This window comes from Thioalkalivibrio nitratireducens DSM 14787 (assembly GCF_000321415.2).
GTDB classification, from domain to species: domain Bacteria; phylum Pseudomonadota; class Gammaproteobacteria; order Ectothiorhodospirales; family Ectothiorhodospiraceae; genus Thioalkalivibrio; species Thioalkalivibrio nitratireducens.
On the sequence record NC_019902.2, the window covers coordinates 2,795,734 to 2,814,292 of the forward strand.

The 18,559-nt window shown below is 67.0% G+C and carries 20 protein-coding genes; 11 read left to right on the forward strand and 9 right to left on the reverse strand.

Annotation, left to right across the window (positions count from 1 at the left end; genetic code table 11):
* The first annotated feature begins 127 nt into the window (after positions 1-127).
* From TVNIR_RS12815 to TVNIR_RS12835, 5 genes are all read left to right on the forward strand, one after another.
* Complete coding sequence (locus TVNIR_RS12815) at positions 128-577, forward strand: GNAT family N-acetyltransferase (RefSeq protein ID WP_015259459.1); 450 nt, start codon at positions 128-130, stop codon at positions 575-577.
* A 23-nt stretch (positions 578-600) separates the two neighbouring features.
* On the forward strand, positions 601-1,092 hold the full coding sequence (locus tag TVNIR_RS12820) for a DUF7931 domain-containing protein (protein WP_015259460.1): 492 nt from the start codon (positions 601-603) through the stop codon (positions 1,090-1,092).
* A 157-nt stretch (positions 1,093-1,249) separates the two neighbouring features.
* Positions 1,250-2,449, forward strand: a complete 1,200-nt coding sequence (gene trpB / locus TVNIR_RS12825) for a tryptophan synthase subunit beta (RefSeq protein WP_211263199.1) — start codon at positions 1,250-1,252, stop codon at positions 2,447-2,449.
* A gap of 422 nt (positions 2,450-2,871) precedes the next feature.
* Positions 2,872-4,515, forward strand: coding sequence for an ATP-binding protein (locus TVNIR_RS12830; RefSeq protein ID WP_083499459.1), 1,644 nt, complete (start codon positions 2,872-2,874; stop codon positions 4,513-4,515).
* Positions 4,512-5,171: a response regulator gene (locus TVNIR_RS12835; RefSeq protein ID WP_015259463.1), complete on the forward strand. Its 660-nt coding sequence runs from the start codon at positions 4,512-4,514 to the stop codon at positions 5,169-5,171. Before TVNIR_RS12830 ends, TVNIR_RS12835 begins: the two co-directional genes overlap by 4 nt.
* 253 nt (positions 5,172-5,424) lie before the next feature.
* Here TVNIR_RS12835 and TVNIR_RS12840 read toward each other — a convergent pair whose 3' ends face one another.
* From TVNIR_RS12840 to TVNIR_RS12855, 4 genes are read right to left on the reverse strand one after another with little or no spacing between them, the layout of a single operon-like run.
* A complete protein-coding gene (locus tag TVNIR_RS12840; protein WP_015259464.1) occupies positions 5,425-5,766 on the reverse strand; it encodes a S24 family peptidase in 342 nt (113 codons plus the stop codon).
* Positions 5,763-7,232, reverse strand: coding sequence for a siroheme synthase CysG (gene cysG, locus TVNIR_RS12845; RefSeq protein ID WP_015259465.1), 1,470 nt, complete (start codon positions 7,230-7,232; stop codon positions 5,763-5,765). The genes TVNIR_RS12840 and cysG overlap by 4 nt, the downstream gene beginning before the upstream one ends.
* A gap of 15 nt (positions 7,233-7,247) precedes the next feature.
* Positions 7,248-7,520 carry a glutaredoxin 3 gene (gene grxC / locus TVNIR_RS12850; protein WP_043740648.1) on the reverse strand — a complete coding sequence of 91 codons (273 nt, stop codon included), beginning with the start codon at positions 7,518-7,520 and terminating at the stop codon, positions 7,248-7,250.
* 38 nt (positions 7,521-7,558) lie between these two features.
* Positions 7,559-8,020: a tetratricopeptide repeat protein gene (locus TVNIR_RS12855; RefSeq protein ID WP_043739732.1), complete on the reverse strand. Its 462-nt coding sequence runs from the start codon at positions 8,018-8,020 to the stop codon at positions 7,559-7,561.
* Between the two features lie 296 nt (positions 8,021-8,316).
* Here TVNIR_RS12855 and TVNIR_RS12860 point away from each other — a divergent pair, with 296 nt between their 5' ends.
* From TVNIR_RS12860 to TVNIR_RS12870, 3 genes are all read left to right on the forward strand, one after another.
* The gene (locus TVNIR_RS12860) at positions 8,317-8,517 is read left to right on the forward strand and encodes an Alvin_2107 family globule sulfur oxidation protein (protein WP_015259468.1); all 201 of its coding nucleotides are present in this window, start codon (positions 8,317-8,319) and stop codon (positions 8,515-8,517) included.
* Positions 8,518-8,887: 370 nt separating this feature from the next.
* The gene (locus tag TVNIR_RS12865; protein ID WP_015259469.1) at positions 8,888-9,547 is read left to right on the forward strand and encodes a peroxiredoxin; all 660 of its coding nucleotides are present in this window, start codon (positions 8,888-8,890) and stop codon (positions 9,545-9,547) included.
* A 385-nt stretch (positions 9,548-9,932) separates the two neighbouring features.
* A complete protein-coding gene (locus tag TVNIR_RS12870) occupies positions 9,933-10,922 on the forward strand; it encodes a sulfur oxygenase reductase family protein (protein WP_015259470.1) in 990 nt (329 codons plus the stop codon).
* Between the two features lie 203 nt (positions 10,923-11,125).
* Here TVNIR_RS12870 and TVNIR_RS12875 read toward each other — a convergent pair whose 3' ends face one another.
* The 4 genes from TVNIR_RS12875 to TVNIR_RS12890 form a co-directional block, all read right to left on the reverse strand.
* Positions 11,126-12,922 carry a single-stranded-DNA-specific exonuclease RecJ gene (locus TVNIR_RS12875; RefSeq protein WP_015259471.1) on the reverse strand — a complete coding sequence of 599 codons (1,797 nt, stop codon included), beginning with the start codon at positions 12,920-12,922 and terminating at the stop codon, positions 11,126-11,128.
* A gap of 286 nt (positions 12,923-13,208) precedes the next feature.
* A complete protein-coding gene (dnaQ, locus tag TVNIR_RS12880; protein WP_015259472.1) occupies positions 13,209-13,919 on the reverse strand; it encodes a DNA polymerase III subunit epsilon in 711 nt (236 codons plus the stop codon).
* Positions 13,920-13,958: 39 nt separating this feature from the next.
* Positions 13,959-14,426 carry a ribonuclease HI gene (rnhA, locus tag TVNIR_RS12885; protein WP_015259473.1) on the reverse strand — a complete coding sequence of 156 codons (468 nt, stop codon included), beginning with the start codon at positions 14,424-14,426 and terminating at the stop codon, positions 13,959-13,961.
* Positions 14,417-15,139 (reverse strand): methyltransferase domain-containing protein, encoded by a 723-nt coding sequence (locus TVNIR_RS12890; protein WP_015259475.1) that lies wholly within the window; start codon positions 15,137-15,139, stop codon positions 14,417-14,419. The genes rnhA and TVNIR_RS12890 overlap by 10 nt, the downstream gene beginning before the upstream one ends.
* Between TVNIR_RS12890 and TVNIR_RS12895 the strand changes: the two genes are divergently transcribed.
* Positions 15,138-16,715: a LysM peptidoglycan-binding domain-containing protein gene (locus TVNIR_RS12895; RefSeq protein ID WP_015259474.1), complete on the forward strand. Its 1,578-nt coding sequence runs from the start codon at positions 15,138-15,140 to the stop codon at positions 16,713-16,715. The genes TVNIR_RS12890 and TVNIR_RS12895 overlap by 2 nt on opposite strands.
* Positions 16,716-16,992: 277 nt before the next feature.
* Positions 16,993-17,274 carry an anti-virulence regulator CigR family protein gene (locus TVNIR_RS12900; RefSeq protein ID WP_015259476.1) on the forward strand — a complete coding sequence of 94 codons (282 nt, stop codon included), beginning with the start codon at positions 16,993-16,995 and terminating at the stop codon, positions 17,272-17,274.
* A gap of 39 nt (positions 17,275-17,313) precedes the next feature.
* On the opposite strand, the gene TVNIR_RS12905 is transcribed toward TVNIR_RS12900, so the two are convergent.
* Positions 17,314-17,538 (reverse strand): hypothetical protein, encoded by a 225-nt coding sequence (locus TVNIR_RS12905; protein WP_015259477.1) that lies wholly within the window; start codon positions 17,536-17,538, stop codon positions 17,314-17,316.
* 216 nt (positions 17,539-17,754) lie between these two features.
* On the opposite strand from TVNIR_RS12905, the gene TVNIR_RS12910 reads away from it, so the two are divergent.
* Positions 17,755-18,552: an enoyl-ACP reductase FabI gene (locus tag TVNIR_RS12910; RefSeq protein WP_015259478.1), complete on the forward strand. Its 798-nt coding sequence runs from the start codon at positions 17,755-17,757 to the stop codon at positions 18,550-18,552.
* Positions 18,553-18,559: the final 7 nt, after the last annotated feature.

Below are 18,559 nucleotides of genomic sequence, written 5' to 3' on the forward strand. Positions count from 1 at the left end.
CATGCAGCGGCAGGCACTACACTCGTGGCAAGATCCAACCGAAAAGGAGTCTTTGGTCATCCAACGGTCCCGAGAACCCCGCGGCAGCGACGCGCACGACTGCCGCCCCGCCAAGGAAAGACAGGTAATGAGCCGAATCCGGATCCGCGAGGCCAGCTGGCCCGCTGACAGAGAGGCCCTGGAGGCCGTCCGCTGCGAGGTCTTCATCAAGGAACAGAACGTTCCGCGCACACTCGAATTCGACGGGCTGGACGCAACCGCCCTGCATTGGCTGGCCCTCGCGGAGGACCACGAGCCGGTGGGCACCCTGCGCCTACTGCCCAGCGGCCAGATCGGGCGCATGGCCGTGCTGCCCGCCTACCGGGGGCGGAAGATCGGATCGCGTCTGCTCCATCACGCGATCGCGGCCGCCGAGGCACACGGCTGGCACGAGGTCTGGCTGAACGCCCAGCATACGCGGCGCAGTTTCTATGCACCCCACGGGTTCATCGTGATCAGCGATGTGTTCGAAGACGCCGGTATCCCGCACCAACGCATGCTCAGGCGGTTGCACCGCAGCATGGCCATGGCGAGCTAGAACCCGCGGGAGCCGGCGTTCCATTGACCGGGGAAGCCAGCCAAGACCGGGAAAACGACCTCGAACGGGCCGCCAGCGAGATCCGTGAACTGCTGGAATCCGCGCGCAGGCGGATCTGGCTGCAGACCCGGTCCCAGTTGCTGTGCGCCCTTCCACCGATCGACTTCGCCGGGGCCCTGTCCCGGATCGCCCGGTGCACCCGGTATGCGGATCTCCGGTTGCTGATCGACGATGCACTCGCGCTGAAGGAGGGACAGCCACAACTGGCGCGCGCCGTGATGCGCCTGACTTCGGCGGTGGACGTTCGCTGCTTTCAACCCGACGAGGACACGCCGGCCAGCCTGCTGCTGATCGTGGACCAGGGAGGGTGGCTGTACCTGGTCCAGCACAAGGGCCATGTCGGGCTGAAATCGTATCGCGATGATCCGCCGGGCGCGCTGCTTGCGGCGGAACGGTTTGCCGAGGTATGGGACTTCAGCACCGAGGCGCTGGAACTGCGCAATCTGACGATCTGACGACCGGCTGGGCTACAATCTCGGCGCGACCCGCCATCCCATCGGCCCGATCCGGGGAAACCTGGCATCCATGCTCCCGAAGGATGCCGGGCCGCGCCCTCGTAACTGGCCCGCACAGGTTGAACAGATGACCACGACACCCGAACGCGTCTCGCCCATCGGGGCGGTCCAGGCACTGCCCGATACCGGCGGTTTCTTCGGACCCTACGGCGGACAGGCCGTCCCGCCGCACCTGAAGGCGATCATGGACTCCATCGCGGACGCCTACCTGGCGATCCGCGAGACCGACGCCTACCAGCAGGAACTGGCCGAGTTGCACACCCACTACGTCGGCCGGCCGAGCCCGATCTACCACGCCCGCCGCCTGAGCGCGCACGCCGGTGGCCAGGCCGAGATCTACCTGAAACGCGAAGACCTGAATCACACCGGGGCGCACAAGATTAACCATGCGCTCGGCGAGGCACTGTTGGCCAAGCACATGGGCAAGACCCGGGTGATCGCGGAGACCGGGGCCGGTCAGCATGGCGTCGCGATGGCCACGGCCTGCGCGCTGGCGGGCATTCCCTGCGAGATCCACATGGGCGCGATCGACATCGCCAAGGAACACCCGAACGTCACCAAGATGAAGATCCTGGGCGCCCGGATCGTCAACGTGGACAGCGGAACCCGGACCCTGAAGGATGCAGTGGACAGCGCTTTCGAGGCCTACCTGAAGGATCCCGAGAACTATTTCTACGCGATCGGATCGGTGGTCGGCCCTCACCCGTTCCCGATGATGGTCCGCGATTTCCAGGCGATCGTGGGCCGCGAAGCGCGCCAGCAGTTCGCGGCGATGACCGGAGCGCTCCCGGATTACGTCGTGGCCTGCGTTGGGGGTGGCTCGAACGCAATGGGCATTTTCTCGGGCTTCATGGACGCACCCTCGGTACGTCTGGTCGGCGTCGAGCCCTCTGGTCGGAGCCTGGCGATTGGCGACCACGCGGCGACGCTCAGCCTTGGCAAGCCGGGTACGATGCACGGGTTCCATTCCTACATGCTGCAGGATGACCAGGGACAGCCCCAGCCCGTGCATTCGATCGCCTCCGGGCTCGATTATCCGTCGGTCGGACCCGAGCATGCCTACCTCAAGGACACCGGACGCGCCGAATACCATGCCGTGGACGACCGGGCCTGTCTCGACGCTTTCATGGATCTCTCTCGCTTCGAGGGCATCATCCCGGCACTGGAATCCGCGCATGCGCTCGCCTGGGTGCTGCAGCAGGCCCGGAAGGCCGACCGCCGGTTGCGCTACCTGATCAACCTTTCGGGCCGGGGCGACAAGGATGCCGACTTCGTCGCGGAGACCCTCGGGCTCTAGCAGCCTGTCGGACTCGCCCCGGCAGGCCCCACAGTCTGGCACACCGGGCTTGAACGTCGACGGCGCCGTTGCTCCGGATTCCGCCGTCCGGCAAGACCGAGGCGAAGGCTCATGTGCCGCAGGAGGAAGGCGGCAAGGAACGGGTGCGGTGCCGCCACACGCCCCCGGGAGTGCCTTCGAACGGCGCGGGATCCCGCCGCCTGGCGGGGAAATGGTGTAAAAAGGGGCTCCGTACACGGAATTGCTTTGACTTGCCGAAACCGGCTTCGAAAACTGTTTGCGGGATGGGTTCCGAAGCGACGCAGGCGGCCCGCAGCTCACACCGCGCCTGACGCAACGCGAACCGGCGCGGGGCCGGTTCCGGGGCAACGACCGTCGGACCGGCAGCCGGCACCTTGACGGGCCGGAGGAGACGATCCCAGATGAAACTCCACTCCATGACACAACGCGAGAACGGCCCCTCGGGTGTGGCCAACTGGCTGATCCGGCCAGCGAAGGGATGGCACCACAAGGCCCGCGGCATGATGCAGAACCGCATGTTCCTGCCGCTGGCGGTGATCGCCGGTGCACTGCTGATCGCGCTGGCGATGAACGCTTGGATTCTGTTCACCACCTGGTCGGCGATTCCCCATCTCGTCGTCCAGTCGTTCGTGCTCTGGGTGGGTTTTCTGGCGATGCTCACCGTTCCAGTGGTGATCTACCACCACCTGGTCGCCCCGCTGTTCCACCTGCGCCACTGGGCGCAACGCGTGCGCGGCGGCAACCTAGCGGCGCGCATTCCCGTCCCTCGCACCGGGGAGTTCGGGGAACTGGCGCGGGACGTGAACGCACTGACCGAGCAGTTGCAACGCCTGACCCACGAGATGCAGGACGAGGTCCGGGTACAGACCCGGCGCATGGAAGACAAGTCGCACACCCTCGAAGTGCTCTACGACGTGGCCGCGAGCATCAACATGTCCCGCGATCTCGACGATCTGCTGACGCGGTTCCTGTCCAGTCTGAAGCGCACCCTCGGTGCCCGGGCCGCCACGGCGCGGCTGCTGACCTCCGACGGGCAGATGCGACTGGTGGCCAACCTCGGGTTCGATATGCAGAGCGGTCACTGCCGCGACACGCTTCCGATCGGGCAGTGCGTCTGCGGGAAGGTCGTGGCCGGCAGCGAGATGCTCTGGAAGGCCGACGTGTACGAATGCGGCCGCGTCTGCGACGACCAAAGCGACGACGAGCCGGCGATGCTCGCCGTTCCGCTGCAGCACCAGGGACGGACTCTGGGCGTCTACAGCCTGTTCCTGGATGAGTGGCCGCAGAACCTGAACGAAGACATGGACAACCTGCTGACCAGCATCGGCCGGCACCTCGGCATGGCGATCGAGAAGGCCCGACTCGACGAGGAGGCGCAGCGGCTCACCATCATGGAGGAGCGCACCCACCTCGCCCACGAACTGCACGACTCGCTGGCACAGACGCTGGCCAGCCTCGGCTTCAGGGTCAGCGCGCTCGATGAGTCCCTCGGGGACGACCGTGGCGGCCCGCACCGCGAGATGGAACTGGTCAAGGAAAACCTGTCCCGGGCCAATACCGAGTTGCGCGAACTGATCAGCCAGTTCCGGGCACCGGTGGACCGGGAGGGTCTGGTATCCGCAGTGGAGAAGGCGGTAAACGAGTTCCGCTCCGACACCGGCATCAGCATTTACCTGCAACAGGAATGGAACTGCAGGAAGCTCCCGATCGAGCTGGAGACCGAGGTGCTCCGGATCGTACAGGAAGCGCTGTGCAACGTGCGCAAACACGCCGACGCCCAGCACGTGCGCGTGATCCTGCGGGGCGATACCCGGGGCGATTGCTTCGTGATGATCGAGGACGACGGACGCGGGATCGAGGAGGTCGCAAGCGGCAGTCCGGGCGAGCACATCGGCCTGAGCGTGATGCAGGAACGGTCGGCGCGCCTGGATGGGGACTTCCGGATCGAAACCGAACCCGGCGAGGGGACACGGGTGATGCTGAACTTCCAGTACCCGAAACCGCAGTCGGTCGAGTTCCAGCCCAGACTGCGGGCAGTCCAATGACCCAGCGCGTCCTGCTGATCGACGACCACACGTTGTTCCGGGAGGGATTGCAGGAACTCCTGAGCCGGCACGGGATCGAGACCGTTGGCGCAGTCGGCGATGGCGAGACCGGCATCCGCCTCGCGCGCGAGCTGCTGCCCGACGTGATCCTGCTGGACATGCGCATGCCCACGATGAGCGGCCTCGAGGTGCTGCGGCGCCTGCGCCAGGGTGGCCTGCAGATGCCGATCGTGATGCTGACCACCAGCACCGACGAAAGCGACTTGGTCGAATGCCTGCGCAACGGCGCACAGGGCTACCTGCTGAAGGAAATGGAACCCAGCGAGTTGGTGGAGGCGCTGGAACAGATCATTCAGGGTGAAACCGTGGTGGCACCCCGGCTCGCCCAGTTGCTGGTGCGCGCGCTACAAGGACAGCCGGACGCGGTGGAGGACGACGAACCCGGGCCATTCGACGCGCTCACCCCGCGCGAGGGCGAGATCCTGAGTCTGCTGGCCGAAGGGCAGAGCAACAAGGTGATCGCGCGCAACCTGGGCATCTCGGACGGCACCGTGAAGCTGCACGTGAAGGCGATCCTGCGCAAGCTCGGCGTGCACTCGCGGGTCGAGGCCGCGGTGCTGGCGGTACAGCACGGGATCGGCGGCACGGCCCACTAGAGAAACGCTGAACAAAGGGCCCTGTGATTGCGAGCGTAGCGCGGCACTAATGCGCGTAGCGCATTGAACAGCCGAAGGCTGGCCCGCAGGGTGAGCGCAGCGAATCATCCATCCGGCGTCGAAAGGACTCACGCCGTTTGGATCGCCACGTCCCGCCACGCTGCGCTCGCGGCTTAAGGCTTCGCGCCTCGCGATGACGAATTAATCAGCGCTTCCCGTGCAGCCTGTCGGACTAGGGCTGCTGGCGCAGCCGTCAGGCGTAGCGCTTGTGCTGCGAACGCCGCGTGCCCGCCCGCTGGGTGACCACGCCAACGATAGCCTCGCGCCCGGGAATGGCCAGGCGGCGATGGTCTTCCTTCAGCGCCACCAGGAAATAGCCGCCGTCCTCGATCACGAGTTGGCGGAACAGGTACTCGCCATCGACCTGCGCGACCACGTAGCTGCCGTGCGTGGCGGCGGCGGACGGGTCGATGAGGATTACCATCCCGTGTTCGAACTCGGGCGCCATGCTGTCTCCGAGCACGCGCAGCGCAAACGGCTCGCTGTCGGAGCAACCGCCCCCGCCCGACAGATCCAGGTCCATTTCCGGGCTCATGCCGACTCCCTTGCCTGCGCCTGGCCGACCGGAGCCGCATGCCCGTGGCTGCTGAACAGGCTGTGGGCCGTGTGGTCGGATTCCGGCTGGAACCACTTCAAGCGGTCGTGCAGCGCGACCACTTCTCCGACGATGATCAGCGTTGGCGGCTGCACGTCTTGCTGCGCGACCAGCTCGGGCAGCGTGTCGAGCGTGCCCACCAGCACGCGCTGGTTCTGGGTCGTGCCCTGTTCGACCAGCGCCGCCGGCGTCGACCCCGGCCGACCATGTGCCTTGAGTTCGCGGCAGATGATCGGAAGGCCGAGCAGCCCCATGTAGAACACCACGGTCTGCGCGGGCTGCGCCAACATGTTCCAGTTCAGGTCGATGGTGCCGTCCTTCAGATGCCCGGTTGCGAACACGAGCGACTGCGCGTAGTCACGGTGGGTCAGCGGAATCCCTGCAAACGAGGCACAACCCGCGGCCGCGGTGATACCCGGCACCACCTGGAACGGAATGCCTTCCTGCATCAGCGTATCGATCTCCTCGCCGCCCCGACCGAAGATGAACGGATCGCCGCCTTTCAGACGCAGCACCCGTTTGCCTTCCTTCGCCAGCTTCACCAGCAGGCGGTTGATATCCTCCTGCGGCAGCGTATGCTGGTTGCGGCGTTTGCCCGCGTAGATCATTTCGGCATCGCGGCGCACGAGCTCCAGGATCGCCGGCGACACGAGGTTGTCGTGCACCACGACGTCGGCCAACTGCATCAGGCGCAGCGCCCGGAAGGTCAGCAGATCCGGGTCACCCGGGCCCGCGCCGACCAGGAACACTTCGCCGCCATCGTCGCGCCGATCGAGTCCTTCGTCTACGGCTTTCTCAAGGATGTCCCGGGCGGCGTCCTCGCGCCCGGAGAGCACCAGCTCGGTCACCGAACCCTCGAGCTGCCGTTCCCAGAAACGCCGGCGCAGTTCGGTGTCCGGCAGGCGCGCCTTGACCCGGTCGCGGAACCCTTCGACCAGCGCGGCCAGCCGGCCATAGGTGGCCGGGATGAAACTCTCGATGCGGGAACGCATCAGCCGGGCCAGCACCGGCGAGGCCCCACCGGTCGAGATCGCCACCTGCAACGGCGAACGGTCGATCATCGACGGCGTGATGAAGGTGCAGAGTTCCGGGCGGTCGACCACGTTCACCGGCACGAACCGTGCCGTCGCCAGCTCCGATACGTGCCGGTTGACGGCCTCGTCGCTGGTGGCCGCAATGACCAGCACCCGCCCGTCGATGTCGCCATCCTCGAAGGGTCGCTGCAGGTACTCGATGTCGCCCGCGGCACGCAATGCGGCCAGTTCCGGACACAGCTCCGGCGCCACCACGGTCACCTGCGCCCCCGCCTTGCGCAGCAGCGTGACCTTGCGCATCGCGACATTGCCACCACCGACCACGAGGCAGGGACGGCCGGTCAGCTTCATGAAAAGAGGGTAGTAATCCATGTTCGAATTCCGTGGTCAGGGGTTCCGCAGCGCGTCGAGCAGTTCATCGAGGTCGCCATCCATGTCGAGCTCGACCAGATCATCGAACCCGCCCACGTGCCGCTCGCCGATGAACACCTGCGGAACGGTGCGCTGACCGGTGAGTTTCGCCATCTCGGCAAACGCCTTGCGCGAATCGTCGATGCGGATCACGTCCAGCCGGTCCCCCACCCCCTTGCGCTGCAGCAGGCGCTCGGCCCGGTCACAGTAGGGACAGGTCTCGATACGGTACAGTCGAATCCGGGTCATCGTGGTGGCTGCGTTTCCGGCGGAAACGTCCGGCTGCATCAGCTGCGCAGCGAATCCAGTTCGTCGGGGTCGAAACCGGCGGAAAGGTACCAGCGCCGGGCGGCCTCGGGATCGCGTTCCACACCGGTGCCCTGCGCATACATCATCGCCAGGGTGGTCTTGGAACCTGCAAGACCCTGCTCCGCCGCCTTCTCGAACCAGTGCACGGCCTGCGCCGGATCCTTGTCCACGCAGTCGCCCTCGAAAAACATGAATCCGAGGCCATGCTGGGCCATCGCGTGCCCCTGTTCGGCGGCCGCTCGCATCCAGGTCACCGCGGGATCGGGCTGGCGAACGACCCCGAGGCCGTTCTGGCACATGATCGCCACGCGGTACTGGGCGTCGGCATGACCCGCCTCTGCCAGCGGCGACAGCAGCTGCATGGCTCGCGCGAAGTGCTTGGCCTCGAATGCCGCGAGACCGCTCTCGAAGGTCATCTGGTCGTCTTCAGAAAGTTGCATCGTCCGTCCGGGAGGTCGTGAATGGGTCGGCAGATCCGGGGCGCACGCAACCGAAGCCCCTGATCCGGGACGGTGCATGGTGCCGCAACCGGGACGGCACGTTAACCCTCTCGATCGGGATATACGTCGCCCCGGACCACCAGCCTATACTGCGCCCCGCGGAGTTGCGGACGGAGGCGGCACAGCCAGCGGCGGATCGTGCCCTATCGGGCCGCGCTGCCGGGAAAAGGTTCCCGGCATCGGACATTCGATGTCCGCAGACCCTGGACCCTATTCACTTTCTGGAGGAGAACGGCATGGACAAGAAAACCTATTACGAGACTTCCACCAAGATGGAAAGCGCCGGCGTCAATCCCGCCTACGTGCTGGGCTGGCAGAGCGGTGTTCTGCACAACCCGAAGCTGGAAGAACAGCGTGTCGACGATGCCTACGATGCCGGTTACAACGACGGCCTCGAAGGCAAGACCGATGGCTACACCGCCTGGTTGCAGCAGTAGCACCAGAAGACCGGCAAGGCCACATGCCGAACAGACAACCGCCCCACGGGGCGGTTTTTTTTTTGGCCTCCGCACCCCCGATATCTTTCCGCGATCGACCCGATTCCGTCGTGCCGGCCCCGACACGACTACCCCACCGCCCGGGGGCGAGCCTTTTTTCCGCGCTCCGAAGGCAGGGAACTCGACTGCAGCGCGCGACCCGGGCACTGGGTCCGCCGCCGAAGCTCAATAGATATGAGCTATAAACTGAATTCTCACTTTCGAATGGATCTATTCTCATAAGCATTCAATACTATGCTCATGCTTGCAGCGGGCCACCGCCCCGGCAGGCAGCCACGACACCCTGAATGCTCGAGAGGAATACCGATCCATGGAAAACATCAATGCAGTCCAGAACCCCGCCCCCGGCATGCCGCGCCTGAACGAGCCCGCGCCGGAATTCGAGGCCAAGACCACGCACGGCGTGAAGAAGCTGTCCGATTACCGCGGCAAGTGGGTGGTGCTGTTCTCCCATCCGGCCGACTTCACCCCGGTGTGCACCACCGAGTTCATGGCCTTCGCCAACGCGTATCCGGAGTTCCAGGAACTCAATGCCGAACTGGTGGGCCTGTCGATCGACAGCAATTACGCCCACCTGGCCTGGGTCCGGAACATCAAGGAAAAGTTCGGGGTGGACATCCCGTTCCCGATCATCGAGGACCTCTCGATGAAGGTGGCGAATGCCTACGGGATGATCCAGCCCGGGGCCTCGGATACCTCGGCGGTGCGGGCGACGTTCATCATCGACGACCGCGGGGTACTGCGGGCGATGGTCTACTACCCGATGACCAACGGGCGCTCGATTCCCGAGTTCCTGCGCCTGGTCAAAGCCCTGCAGACCTCCGATAGCCACGGCGTCGCGACGCCGGAAAGCTGGCAGCCCGGCGACAAGGTGATCGTGCCGCCGCCGGCCACGGCCGAAGGCGCCGAGGCTCGCATGCAGGAAGGCTACGAGTGCAAGGACTGGTATTTCTGCACCAAGTCGCTCTAACGGTCATGGCGCTGCACCACCCCTGACGATGGAAATCCCCTCCCCCGCTTGCGGGGGAGGGGAGTCTCTGCACGACCGACGCGCGACTTTCACCTTCACGCCAGAGCAACCAAGCCCGCCCCGGGGAATCTCCCGGGGCGGGCTTATCCTGTCCGGAGAATCTCGACGCCCTGCCCGGTCATCTGAACTTCGACGACGGAGACTGTCGCAAACAGGGAAGGCCCGCGAAACTCCGTACATTCAGGGTCACCGCAATCTGCCGGCCGATTCAAGCGGCCGCCACCACGGCGGAACCCCCGGTAACCCCTCCCCGTGGCGATGGCCCCGCACGCGCGGGAACGCGGGCGCGCAACCTTACCCTCAACCAGGAAAAGGAGGTGCGACGATGATCCAGGGAGTGAAGAAAGGCGCAGCGCTGGCCATCAACCAGGCCGCGGTTGCCAACGACCCGCAGACCTTCGAAAAGATGGGCCACATCGGGCCCAAGGTCTGCCTGACCACCGCCAATGAACCCGGGTTCCTGGGCTTCCACGCGTTCCTGCAGACCGGCACCCACCCCCTGGGCGGGCGCTTCGGCGCCGCGCAGGTGGTGACTGCCGACAGCCTGGAGGCGGTGATCGAATCACCCCACAACCTGCGCCTCAACCCGCTGAACCTGTGGCAGTACACGCTCTGGGAGGACGCCGAATCCCACGAGCGCATGCACTACGAGCAGTACGACCGCATCTTCGAGCTCTGCGCAGGCTGCCTCGACATGGTCGTCGACGGGCCCTGGGAACCGGTCTACACCATCGCCGAGGCCAACATGCCCCCGATCATCGGGATGACCGACGTGCCCCGCGTGATGGGCCAGGCCTTTGCCCGCCAGCAGGAACCGCCGAAGGTGCGGCTCGCGATGCGCCGCCTGGTCGCCCTTGGCGAGCATCACGTGCGGGAGGGCCACGAGCAAGCCTTCCTGGAAGGCGCGGTAAAGACGCTGGAACTGCTGCAGGAACACGCACCCGGCATGATCGGCTGGATGATCCTGGAGAAACAGGGCGAGGCCGCCCTGAGCACCTTCCAGCTGGAACCGCCCGCGTTCTGGGAATCGCTGCAGACGCTGGGTGCCAACCCGCCGAAATCCCGCCGCACCAACTTCGGCGAATTCGGCAAGGACTACACGTCCCCGCCGATCCCGATCGGCGGCCCAAAGGAGTACCAGGTGCACATGGAGTGGGAGAGCCCGGACGCGCTGACCTTCGGCCTGGCGCTGACGGGCGTGAACCCGAAACTGCGCCGGATCCACGACGAGGGCGTGCTGGCGCACCTCGCGAAGCTGCCGCCGTATTACCGCGTGTTCGCACCGGCGATGGAAGACATGATCTTCTTCCACTAGGGTGAAAGCCGCGCATCCCGGCGGCCCGTAGGGCGGAAGAGCGCGGCGTCTTCCACGACATGGCGTTGGTACCGCCCAGGCGCTGGCGGCGCCCCCCCTGCGCCGGATGGCGGATGACGGCCTTCGGCCTCTTCCGCCCTACCGCACGCGGTCGTTGTGCCCAGGGCGGCCCGCCGCGGGCGTTGGCGATGGCCCGGGCTTTATTACGCCGGTGCGCATAATAAAGATGGCGCAACATAGGACGGCGCCGGGTCGCACGCGAGGGCACGGACTTGGATCCGGCGCTGCCCTCGCCACCAGTTTGCTTCGGGCGTGAACACGAGCTGCACGTCCTCCCCAGGCCGAACCGGAGCGTCCCGGCCGGCACCGAACCAGATGCCATCTACACGCGCACCGCCGTGCCGCAGGGCCAACCGCCAATGCCCGCCGGAAGCCCCCACCTCCCGGGCCTCGAGCACGTTGAATCGCGACCGGAACACCGGCTCGGAAAACTCCCGGCCGTAGGGGCCGATCGCAGCCAGCCCGTCCAGCAGTTCCCAGTCGAGGCCATCGGGGGGTACGTCGGCATCGACCAGGATCCGTGGCCGCAGCACCTGGCCACGCAGCCGCCGCGACACCTCGCCCTCGAACGCCGCCTCGAAGTCCGCGAGCCGTTCGTGCCGAAGGGTCAGACCCGCGGCTCCGGCATGCCCCCCGTAGCCCAGGAACAGCTCCGGATCGGTGTGCGCGAGGGCCTGCAACGTCTCGAGCATCGGCAGGCCTTCGATGCTCCTGCAGGATCCGGCCAGCACCGCGGGCGCATCGCTGCGAGCCGACAGGCACACGCCGGGGCGCCCGAAAGCCTGCATGATCCGCGAAGCCACGATGCCCTGCACGCCCGCATGGCCGTCGGTGAGAAAGACCACCAGTGCGCACCGCCCCTGCAGAGCCTGTTCCCGCGCCACTTCCATTGCCTCGGCGGTCAGGCGTTTCTCGATCTCCCTGCGGGCCTCGTTGGTCCGGTTCAGCACCGCCACACCATCCGCCGCGCTCGCGTCGTCCGGAGCGAGCAGGAACCGCACTCCGGCCATCGCGTCGTGCAGGCGCCCGGCCGCATTCAGCCGCGGGCCGATTCCGAACGCAAGGTCCGAAGCGTCGAGCGGCTTGCTCGCGTCACCCAGATGCGGGCGCAGCGCTCGCCAGCAGGGGTAGGTTCCGGCCTCGATCTGATCGATACCCGCGCGCACCACGATGCGGTTGTTGCGGCTGCGGGCCAGTGAGACCACGTCCGCCACGGTGCCGGTGGCCACCCAGCCGAAAAGCTCGCGCAGACTCGGACTGTCGGCGCGCAGTTGACCGCCGGCGATCAGCTGCCGGCGCGTCGCCCAGAGCAGCAGCCAGGCCACCATGACCCCGGCGATCAGCGGATCCGGGTAGCGCGAGTCCGGGCGCTGGGGATTGACGAACGCCAGCGCCGCGTCCGGACCGCCCTGCGGGGGGATGCCGTGATGATCGGTGACGACCACGTCGATCCCTGCCGCGGCCAGGCGGGCAATCCGGGGGCCGTCCGACGACCCGATATCCGCGGTGATTACCAGCCCCGGGCGGGAAGTGGATTCCAGGATGCGGTCGCAGACTGAATCGGACAGCCCGTAGCCCTCGGTCAGCTTCAGGCCGATGTAGTGCCGCACCCGGTCGGCCGGATGACCGAAATGATGGACCAGGGCGCGGGTGAGCACCGCGCTGGCGTTGACCCCATCGGAATCGGCGTCGGTCACCAGCGCGACGACCTCCCGGTCCGTCACCGCGCGCGCAACCCGTCTCGCGGCCACCTCGATGTCGGGTAGCCCGTCGGGGGGATCCAGCGAACGCAGGGAGAGATCCAACAGCCAGTCGGGCGCGACCCCGGCGCGGCTCGCGCGATTGGCCAGCACGCGGGCCGCCAGCGGGTGCAGACCGAGCCGCCCGGCGTCCCGCAGCGCGCCGGGGTCGGGCGCAAAGACTTCGATCAGGGGTTCCATGCGCGCATGCTACCCAAGATGCCGGCGCAGTGGGCATGAACTCCACCGGGACATGGCCAGGCGCGCTGCCGCAGGCATCGGAAACTGAAAGGGCCCGAGTTCCCGGCGAAAAGAGGCTGTACACACAACAGTGCAGCGTCATCCGCTGCTCGGCACTCCTGTCGCCAGAGGCAACCCCGGCCGTGGGAACGGCGGATGACAACCTTCGGCCGCCTCTGGCCCACGCATTCTGGAGGACCGGAATTGGCCGCGCGCCGTGGCAACCAGCAGGCGGTTTCCGGCACCCTCAGTCGCTGATCTGCCGCCAGGTTGAGGCCTCCCCCGACGATTTCTCCAGCAGAGCGACCAGTTCCGCGTGGGCCGCGAGTTCCTCCGGACCCGGTTCGATTACCGGCAACCGTGCCTGCGACCGGCGGGCGCGCTGCGGTGTCGATGCCGCGGCCGTGTCCGGACCCGCCTGATCCAGCCCCAGCGCCACCTGCCCCCCGGTCATCGCGAGATAGACCTCGGCGAGCAGTTCCGCGTCGAGCACCGCCCCGTGCAGTACCCGGCCCGACGCATCGACCTGGTAGCGCCGGCACAGTGCGTCCAGGGAATTACGGGTTCCGGGGTGCATCTGCCGGGCAAGCACCAGCGTGTCCAGTACCGTGCAGATCTGTTCGATGCGCGGTACCCCCGCTCCGGCCAGCTTCAGCTCGTGGTTGATGAAGCCCAGGTCGAACGGCGCGTTGTGGATCACCAGTTCCGCGCCGTCGACGAACTCCAGGAAACGGTCCACCACATCGCCGAATCGCGGCTTATCGCGCAGGAACTCGTTGGTGATTCCGTGCACTTCGACCGCACCCGGGTCAATCTCGCGGTCCGGCTGCAGGTATTCGTGCAGCCGTTCACCGGTCACGCGCCGGTTCACGACCTCCAGGCACCCGATCTCGATGATCCGGTGTCCGCTCGCGGGATCAAGCCCCGTGGTCTCGGTGTCGAGTACGATCTGCCGCATCAGTCTCTTCCTCGTTCGCTGCCGCTGGTATCGGCCGGGTCAGCCACGCAGCCGCTGCGCCGCCAGCATCTCGTCGATGGCCTGGTTTGCCAGCTGGTCCGCACGCTCGTTCTCCGGGTGCCCGGTATGGCCGCGCACCCAGAACCAGTCGATCTCGTGCCGCGCGGCCAGCGCATCGAGCCGAAGCCAGAGGTCCTGGTTCTTGACCGGTTTCCCGCTGGCCGCACGCCAGCCCCGGCGTTTCCAGCCCGGAAGCCAGGTGGTGATCCCCTGCTTCAGGTATTGCGAATCGGTCAGCAGTTCGACCCGGCAGGTGCGGGTCAGCGTCTCGAGCGCTTCGATCGCGGCGGTCATTTCCATCCGGTTGTTCGTCGTCTCGGGCTCGGCGCCGCGCAGCTCGCGCTCCTGACCACGGTAACGAAGCACCGCACCCCAACCACCCGGACCCGGGTTTCCGCGGCAGGCGCCATCGGTGAAGACGTACACAATGTCGCCGTTCACGCCCATTGCGAGCTTCCCGCGGCACGGACCGGCATGCGCGCCCGGCGCCAGCGCGCACGTGGCGTCAGGGGGATGGTTTCACGGCGTTGCGCGATCGTCAGCACGCAGCTGCCCAGCAGCGGCAGCCAAGGCGCGGCCAGTACGTCGCCCCTCCCGAGCAGACGCAGCCAGCTGCCGGGCAGGCCCGCCGGCAATACGCTCAGCGCCTGTTGCCGACGTACCCGAAGACCCGCGCTCTCGAGCCGCCGGAGGTACTGCCGGCGCCACAGACCCGCCGGTAGCGCCGGCGACCAGCGGGACTGCCCGGAGTCTGCGCAGGCGGTGGTGTCGAGCAGGAACAGGTAGCCCTCCGGCGCCAGTACCCGAGCCGCCTCCATCACCAACGGCTCGACGTCTTCGGTCAAATGGCCCGCATGTGCCAGCACCACGCATTCGAAGGACTTGCCGGAAAGTGGCAGGCGGTCGATCTCCGTACGTAGCGGCGCCTGCTCCGATCCAATCCGCAGGATCCAGGCCATGCGCGCCCACTCGCCGTGCACCAGCTCGACCGGGGCCAGTTCCAGCAGCGAATCGCCGAAGTGCAGCGGGCGCCGCTGCCGAATCTCGCGGCCGAGCGCCTCCCGTACCCGGCGCCCCTGTGGCCCAGCGTACCAGCCGCGCAGACAATCGGCACAAGAAGCTTGGTGAAATCTCTTCTCTGGACTATGCTTCAGGTCCATGATAACTCGACTTCTTCCTGTCTCCATCGTCGTTGCCGGCGCCGTGCTGTTCGCGACCGGCTGCAGCCTACACGATTCCGCCAAAGCCGGCGCGGCCACCGAGACCGCGGGCGAAACCGTCGGCGGGGAGCCCGCGGCTTCGGCGCGCCGGGGACCGAGCCTGTCACGCGACGCCAGCCGCGCGCTGCGCCGAACCGCACTGCGCCCCGAGGACGCTCCCGACATCTGGTCCCGGGCCCGGATCTCGTTCGAGTTCACCGAGCACCTGGACGATCCGCGGGTCCTGCACTACGTCGAACACTACCGCAGCAATCCGAACATCATCGCCGTCTCTTCGGCACGCGCCAAACCCTTCGCTCATTTCATCCTGACCGAAATCGAACGCCGAGGACTCCCCGGCGAGCTGCTGTTGCTGCCAATCGTCGAGAGCGGCTACGCAGCCGAGGCCACCTCCAGCGGACGCGCGGCCGGAATCTGGCAGTTCATTCCCAGCACCGGCGAGCATTTCGGACTCATCCAGGACGACTGGTACGACGGCCGCCGGGACGTGTACCAGTCGACCCATGCGGCACTGGATTACCTGGAACGCCTGCATGCGCGCTTCGGCGACTGGTACCTGGCGCTGGCGGCGTACAACTTCGGTCAGGGTAATGTTGCCCGTGCCATCGCGGCAAACACCGCGGCCGGCCAGCCGACGGATTACTGGAGCCTTCGGCTGTCGAGCGAGGCGATGTCCTACGTGCCGCGGCTGCTCGCGCTGCGAGCGCTGTTCGAGCAGCCGTCCCGCCACAACGTGACGCTGCCGGTGATCGCCAACCGCCCCTACCTGGAACCCGTGGAGCTCGGCCGGCAGGCAGACCTGGAGTACGTTGCCGAGCTTGCACGGATCGAGGCGCGCGAGGTGCTTACGCTGAATCCGGGTTACCGCCGCAGCATCACCCACCCCCATGCCGCGCAGCATCTCCTGCTGCCGGCACCCGCCGCGCAACGGCTGCAGACGGCGCTGCGCCAGCGCGGTGCCGATCATCCGCTGGTGCGCTACACCGACTACCAGGTTCGCCCGGGCGACACGCTCGGGCAGATCGCGCAGCGCCACGGCCTCTCGGTGGCCGAGTTGCGCGGCCAGAACCGGCTGAACGGCGATCTGATCCGCGTCGGCCAGACGCTGCGTATTCCGGCCTCCGGCCACGCCACGAACTCGGTCACCGTTCCCGCGCGCGCAATCTCCGCCCCCCGCAAGTACACCGTCCAGGCCGGTGACAGCCTCTGGGGCATCGCCCGGGGGCATGCGGTCAGCGTCGTCGCACTGCGCGAGCACAACGGGCTGGGCGCCGATGCGGTCCTGCAGCCTGGCCAGGTACTGCGCCTGCCTGCGGTGGCCGAGACCGTCAGCAGTGCCAGCACGCAGCGCATGCAATACCGCATCCGGCCCGGCGACTCGCTGAACGCGATCTCGCGCCGTTTCCAGGTCGAGATCAGCGACGTGCAGCGCTGGAACTCGCTGAACGGCTACCAGATCCGCGCCGGCGACACCCTGACTCTGTATGTCGCCGCGAACCTCTTGACCGACGGCTGAGGCGGCATCCGGGCCGGGCCGGTCCGGCCCCGGCGTTCGGGCGACCGACGCAGGCACGCCGGTTCCGGCGCAGCCATCGGCATTCCATTCCCGTACCGTGGGCAGAGTTCGGTCACCGTTCAAACACGGCGCGTATTCTGTCCGGAACCGAAACACAGGGAGAGCCACGATGCGCAGCCTGTATTTGCTTCCCGCCCTTCTTCTGGTCTCGGCGTCCGTGCTCGCACAACCTCCCGCGCATGCCCCGGCCCACGGGGTGCGGGGAGGTGGCGGCCCGATGCAGCAGCAACCGGGGCCGGACATCTACCACGATGCGATCCGGCAGATCTTCGGGCATCACCAGGCGGTCCGGGGCGCCGCGCTGCCGCCCGGCATTCGCAAGAACCTCGCGCGCGGCAAGCCGCTGCCACCGGGGCTTGCGCACCGCGTCGGGGGCCCGCTGGCCCGTGACCTGCCGTACTACCCGGGATACGATTGGTACCTGGCGGGCACCGACGCGGTGCTGGTCGACGCCTACACGCGGGTCATCGTGGACGTCATCGACCGCGTGCTCCGCTGATCCGGCGCGGGAACCGCGACACGCCCACCGCCGCAAGCCTTATGGGGGTGGCGGTCGAATCCACGGACCGGGTACGGTCAACCCCGCGACGTTGAGCTCGTGTTCCAGGCGCTGCATGCCGGTCCGCAGTGCGCGCATGTCCTGCGACTGCTCACGCATCAGCACGGTCAGGCGTTCCCACTGCCGGTCGACCTGCTCCATCACCAGGAGCAGCAGTACAGCGAGGACGATCAGACGGATGATCCATCCGAGATGACGGCTCACTCGGTTCTCCGTGTCGCATGATCCCGGGTGCCATCAGCATCCGTATCACTGCGCCGCACACCGGTGGTCGCACAACGGCCACATCGGTATGATCGCTGTCGGCCTTCAGCGTTCCGGCTGCGCGGCGAATCGTGCCGCGTTGCCGGTTCCCGCTGCAACCACCGCGCGGCGTGGTCACCCGGGTACAACGCCGACCAGACAAACGAGGAGGGTTAGATGGGGTTCCTGAAGGGTAAGCGCGCGCTGATCGTCGGTGTCGCGAGCAATCGTTCCATTGCCTACGGCATCGCCGAGGCCATGCGCCGCGAAGGCGCGGAACTGGCCTTCACCTACCAGAACGAACGCCTGCGCGAGCGCGTCGAGAAGCTGGTCGCCACCTTCGACTCGGACATCCTGGTGCCCTGCAATGTCGAGAGCGACCAGGAGATCGAGCAGGTCTTCGAACGCCTGGACGACTACTGGGACGGCCTCGACATCCTGGTGCATTCAGTGGCGTTCGCGCCCAAGGAACAGCTCGAGGGCGACTTCCTCGACAACATCACGCGCGACGGCTTCCGCATCGCGCACGATGTCAGTTCCTACAGCCTCGCGGCCCTCGCCAAGGCGGGACGCGGCATGATGAACGACCGCAATGCGTCGATCCTCACCCTGAGCTACCTGGGCGCCGTGCGCGCGATGCCCAGCTACAACGTGATGGGTCTCGCCAAGGCCAGCCTCGAGGCCAATGTCCGCTATCTCGCGTACACGCTGGGGCCGGAATCGACGCGGGTCAACGCGGTGTCGGCAGGCCCGATCCGCACACTGGCCGCCGCCGGCATCGGTGATTTCCGGCGCATCCTGGACCACGTGGAGAACAACGCCCCGCTCAGGCGCAATGTGACGATCGAGCAGGTGGGCAACGCGGGCGCGTTCCTGTGTTCGGACCTGGCCGCGGGAATCACCGGCGAGGTGATGTACGTGGATTCCGGTTACAACATCCTCGGGCTGGGTCCGGGCGAGGCCGGCCTCGACTAGGCGCCAC

Excerpts from the sequence above, each read along its gene's own strand:
- TVNIR_RS12815 (WP_015259459.1), top strand. The coding sequence starts at position 128 with ATGAGCCGAATCCGGATCCGCGAGGCCAGCTGGCCCGCTGACAGAGAG.
- TVNIR_RS12910 (WP_015259478.1), top strand. The coding sequence starts at position 17,755 with ATGGGGTTCCTGAAGGGTAAGCGCGCGCTGATCGTCGGTGTCGCGAGC.
- TVNIR_RS12830 (WP_083499459.1), top strand. The coding sequence starts at position 2,872 with ATGAAACTCCACTCCATGACACAACGCGAGAACGGCCCCTCGGGTGTG.
- TVNIR_RS12870 (WP_015259470.1), top strand. The coding sequence starts at position 9,933 with ATGATCCAGGGAGTGAAGAAAGGCGCAGCGCTGGCCATCAACCAGGCC.
- TVNIR_RS12875 (WP_015259471.1), bottom strand. The coding sequence starts at position 12,922 with ATGGAACCCCTGATCGAAGTCTTTGCGCCCGACCCCGGCGCGCTGCGG.
- TVNIR_RS12865 (WP_015259469.1), top strand. The coding sequence starts at position 8,888 with ATGGAAAACATCAATGCAGTCCAGAACCCCGCCCCCGGCATGCCGCGC.
- TVNIR_RS12900 (WP_015259476.1), top strand. The coding sequence starts at position 16,993 with ATGCAGCAGCAACCGGGGCCGGACATCTACCACGATGCGATCCGGCAG.
- grxC (WP_043740648.1), bottom strand. The coding sequence starts at position 7,520 with ATGACCCGGATTCGACTGTACCGTATCGAGACCTGTCCCTACTGTGAC.
- cysG (WP_015259465.1), bottom strand. The coding sequence starts at position 7,232 with ATGGATTACTACCCTCTTTTCATGAAGCTGACCGGCCGTCCCTGCCTC.
- TVNIR_RS12840 (WP_015259464.1), bottom strand. The coding sequence starts at position 5,766 with ATGAGCCCGGAAATGGACCTGGATCTGTCGGGCGGGGGCGGTTGCTCC.
- TVNIR_RS12895 (WP_015259474.1), top strand. The coding sequence starts at position 15,138 with ATGATAACTCGACTTCTTCCTGTCTCCATCGTCGTTGCCGGCGCCGTG.
- TVNIR_RS12860 (WP_015259468.1), top strand. The coding sequence starts at position 8,317 with ATGGACAAGAAAACCTATTACGAGACTTCCACCAAGATGGAAAGCGCC.
- rnhA (WP_015259473.1), bottom strand. The coding sequence starts at position 14,426 with ATGGGCGTGAACGGCGACATTGTGTACGTCTTCACCGATGGCGCCTGC.
- TVNIR_RS12890 (WP_015259475.1), bottom strand. The coding sequence starts at position 15,139 with ATGGACCTGAAGCATAGTCCAGAGAAGAGATTTCACCAAGCTTCTTGT.
- TVNIR_RS12855 (WP_043739732.1), bottom strand. The coding sequence starts at position 8,020 with ATGCAACTTTCTGAAGACGACCAGATGACCTTCGAGAGCGGTCTCGCG.
- TVNIR_RS12835 (WP_015259463.1), top strand. The coding sequence starts at position 4,512 with ATGACCCAGCGCGTCCTGCTGATCGACGACCACACGTTGTTCCGGGAG.
- dnaQ (WP_015259472.1), bottom strand. The coding sequence starts at position 13,919 with ATGCGGCAGATCGTACTCGACACCGAGACCACGGGGCTTGATCCCGCG.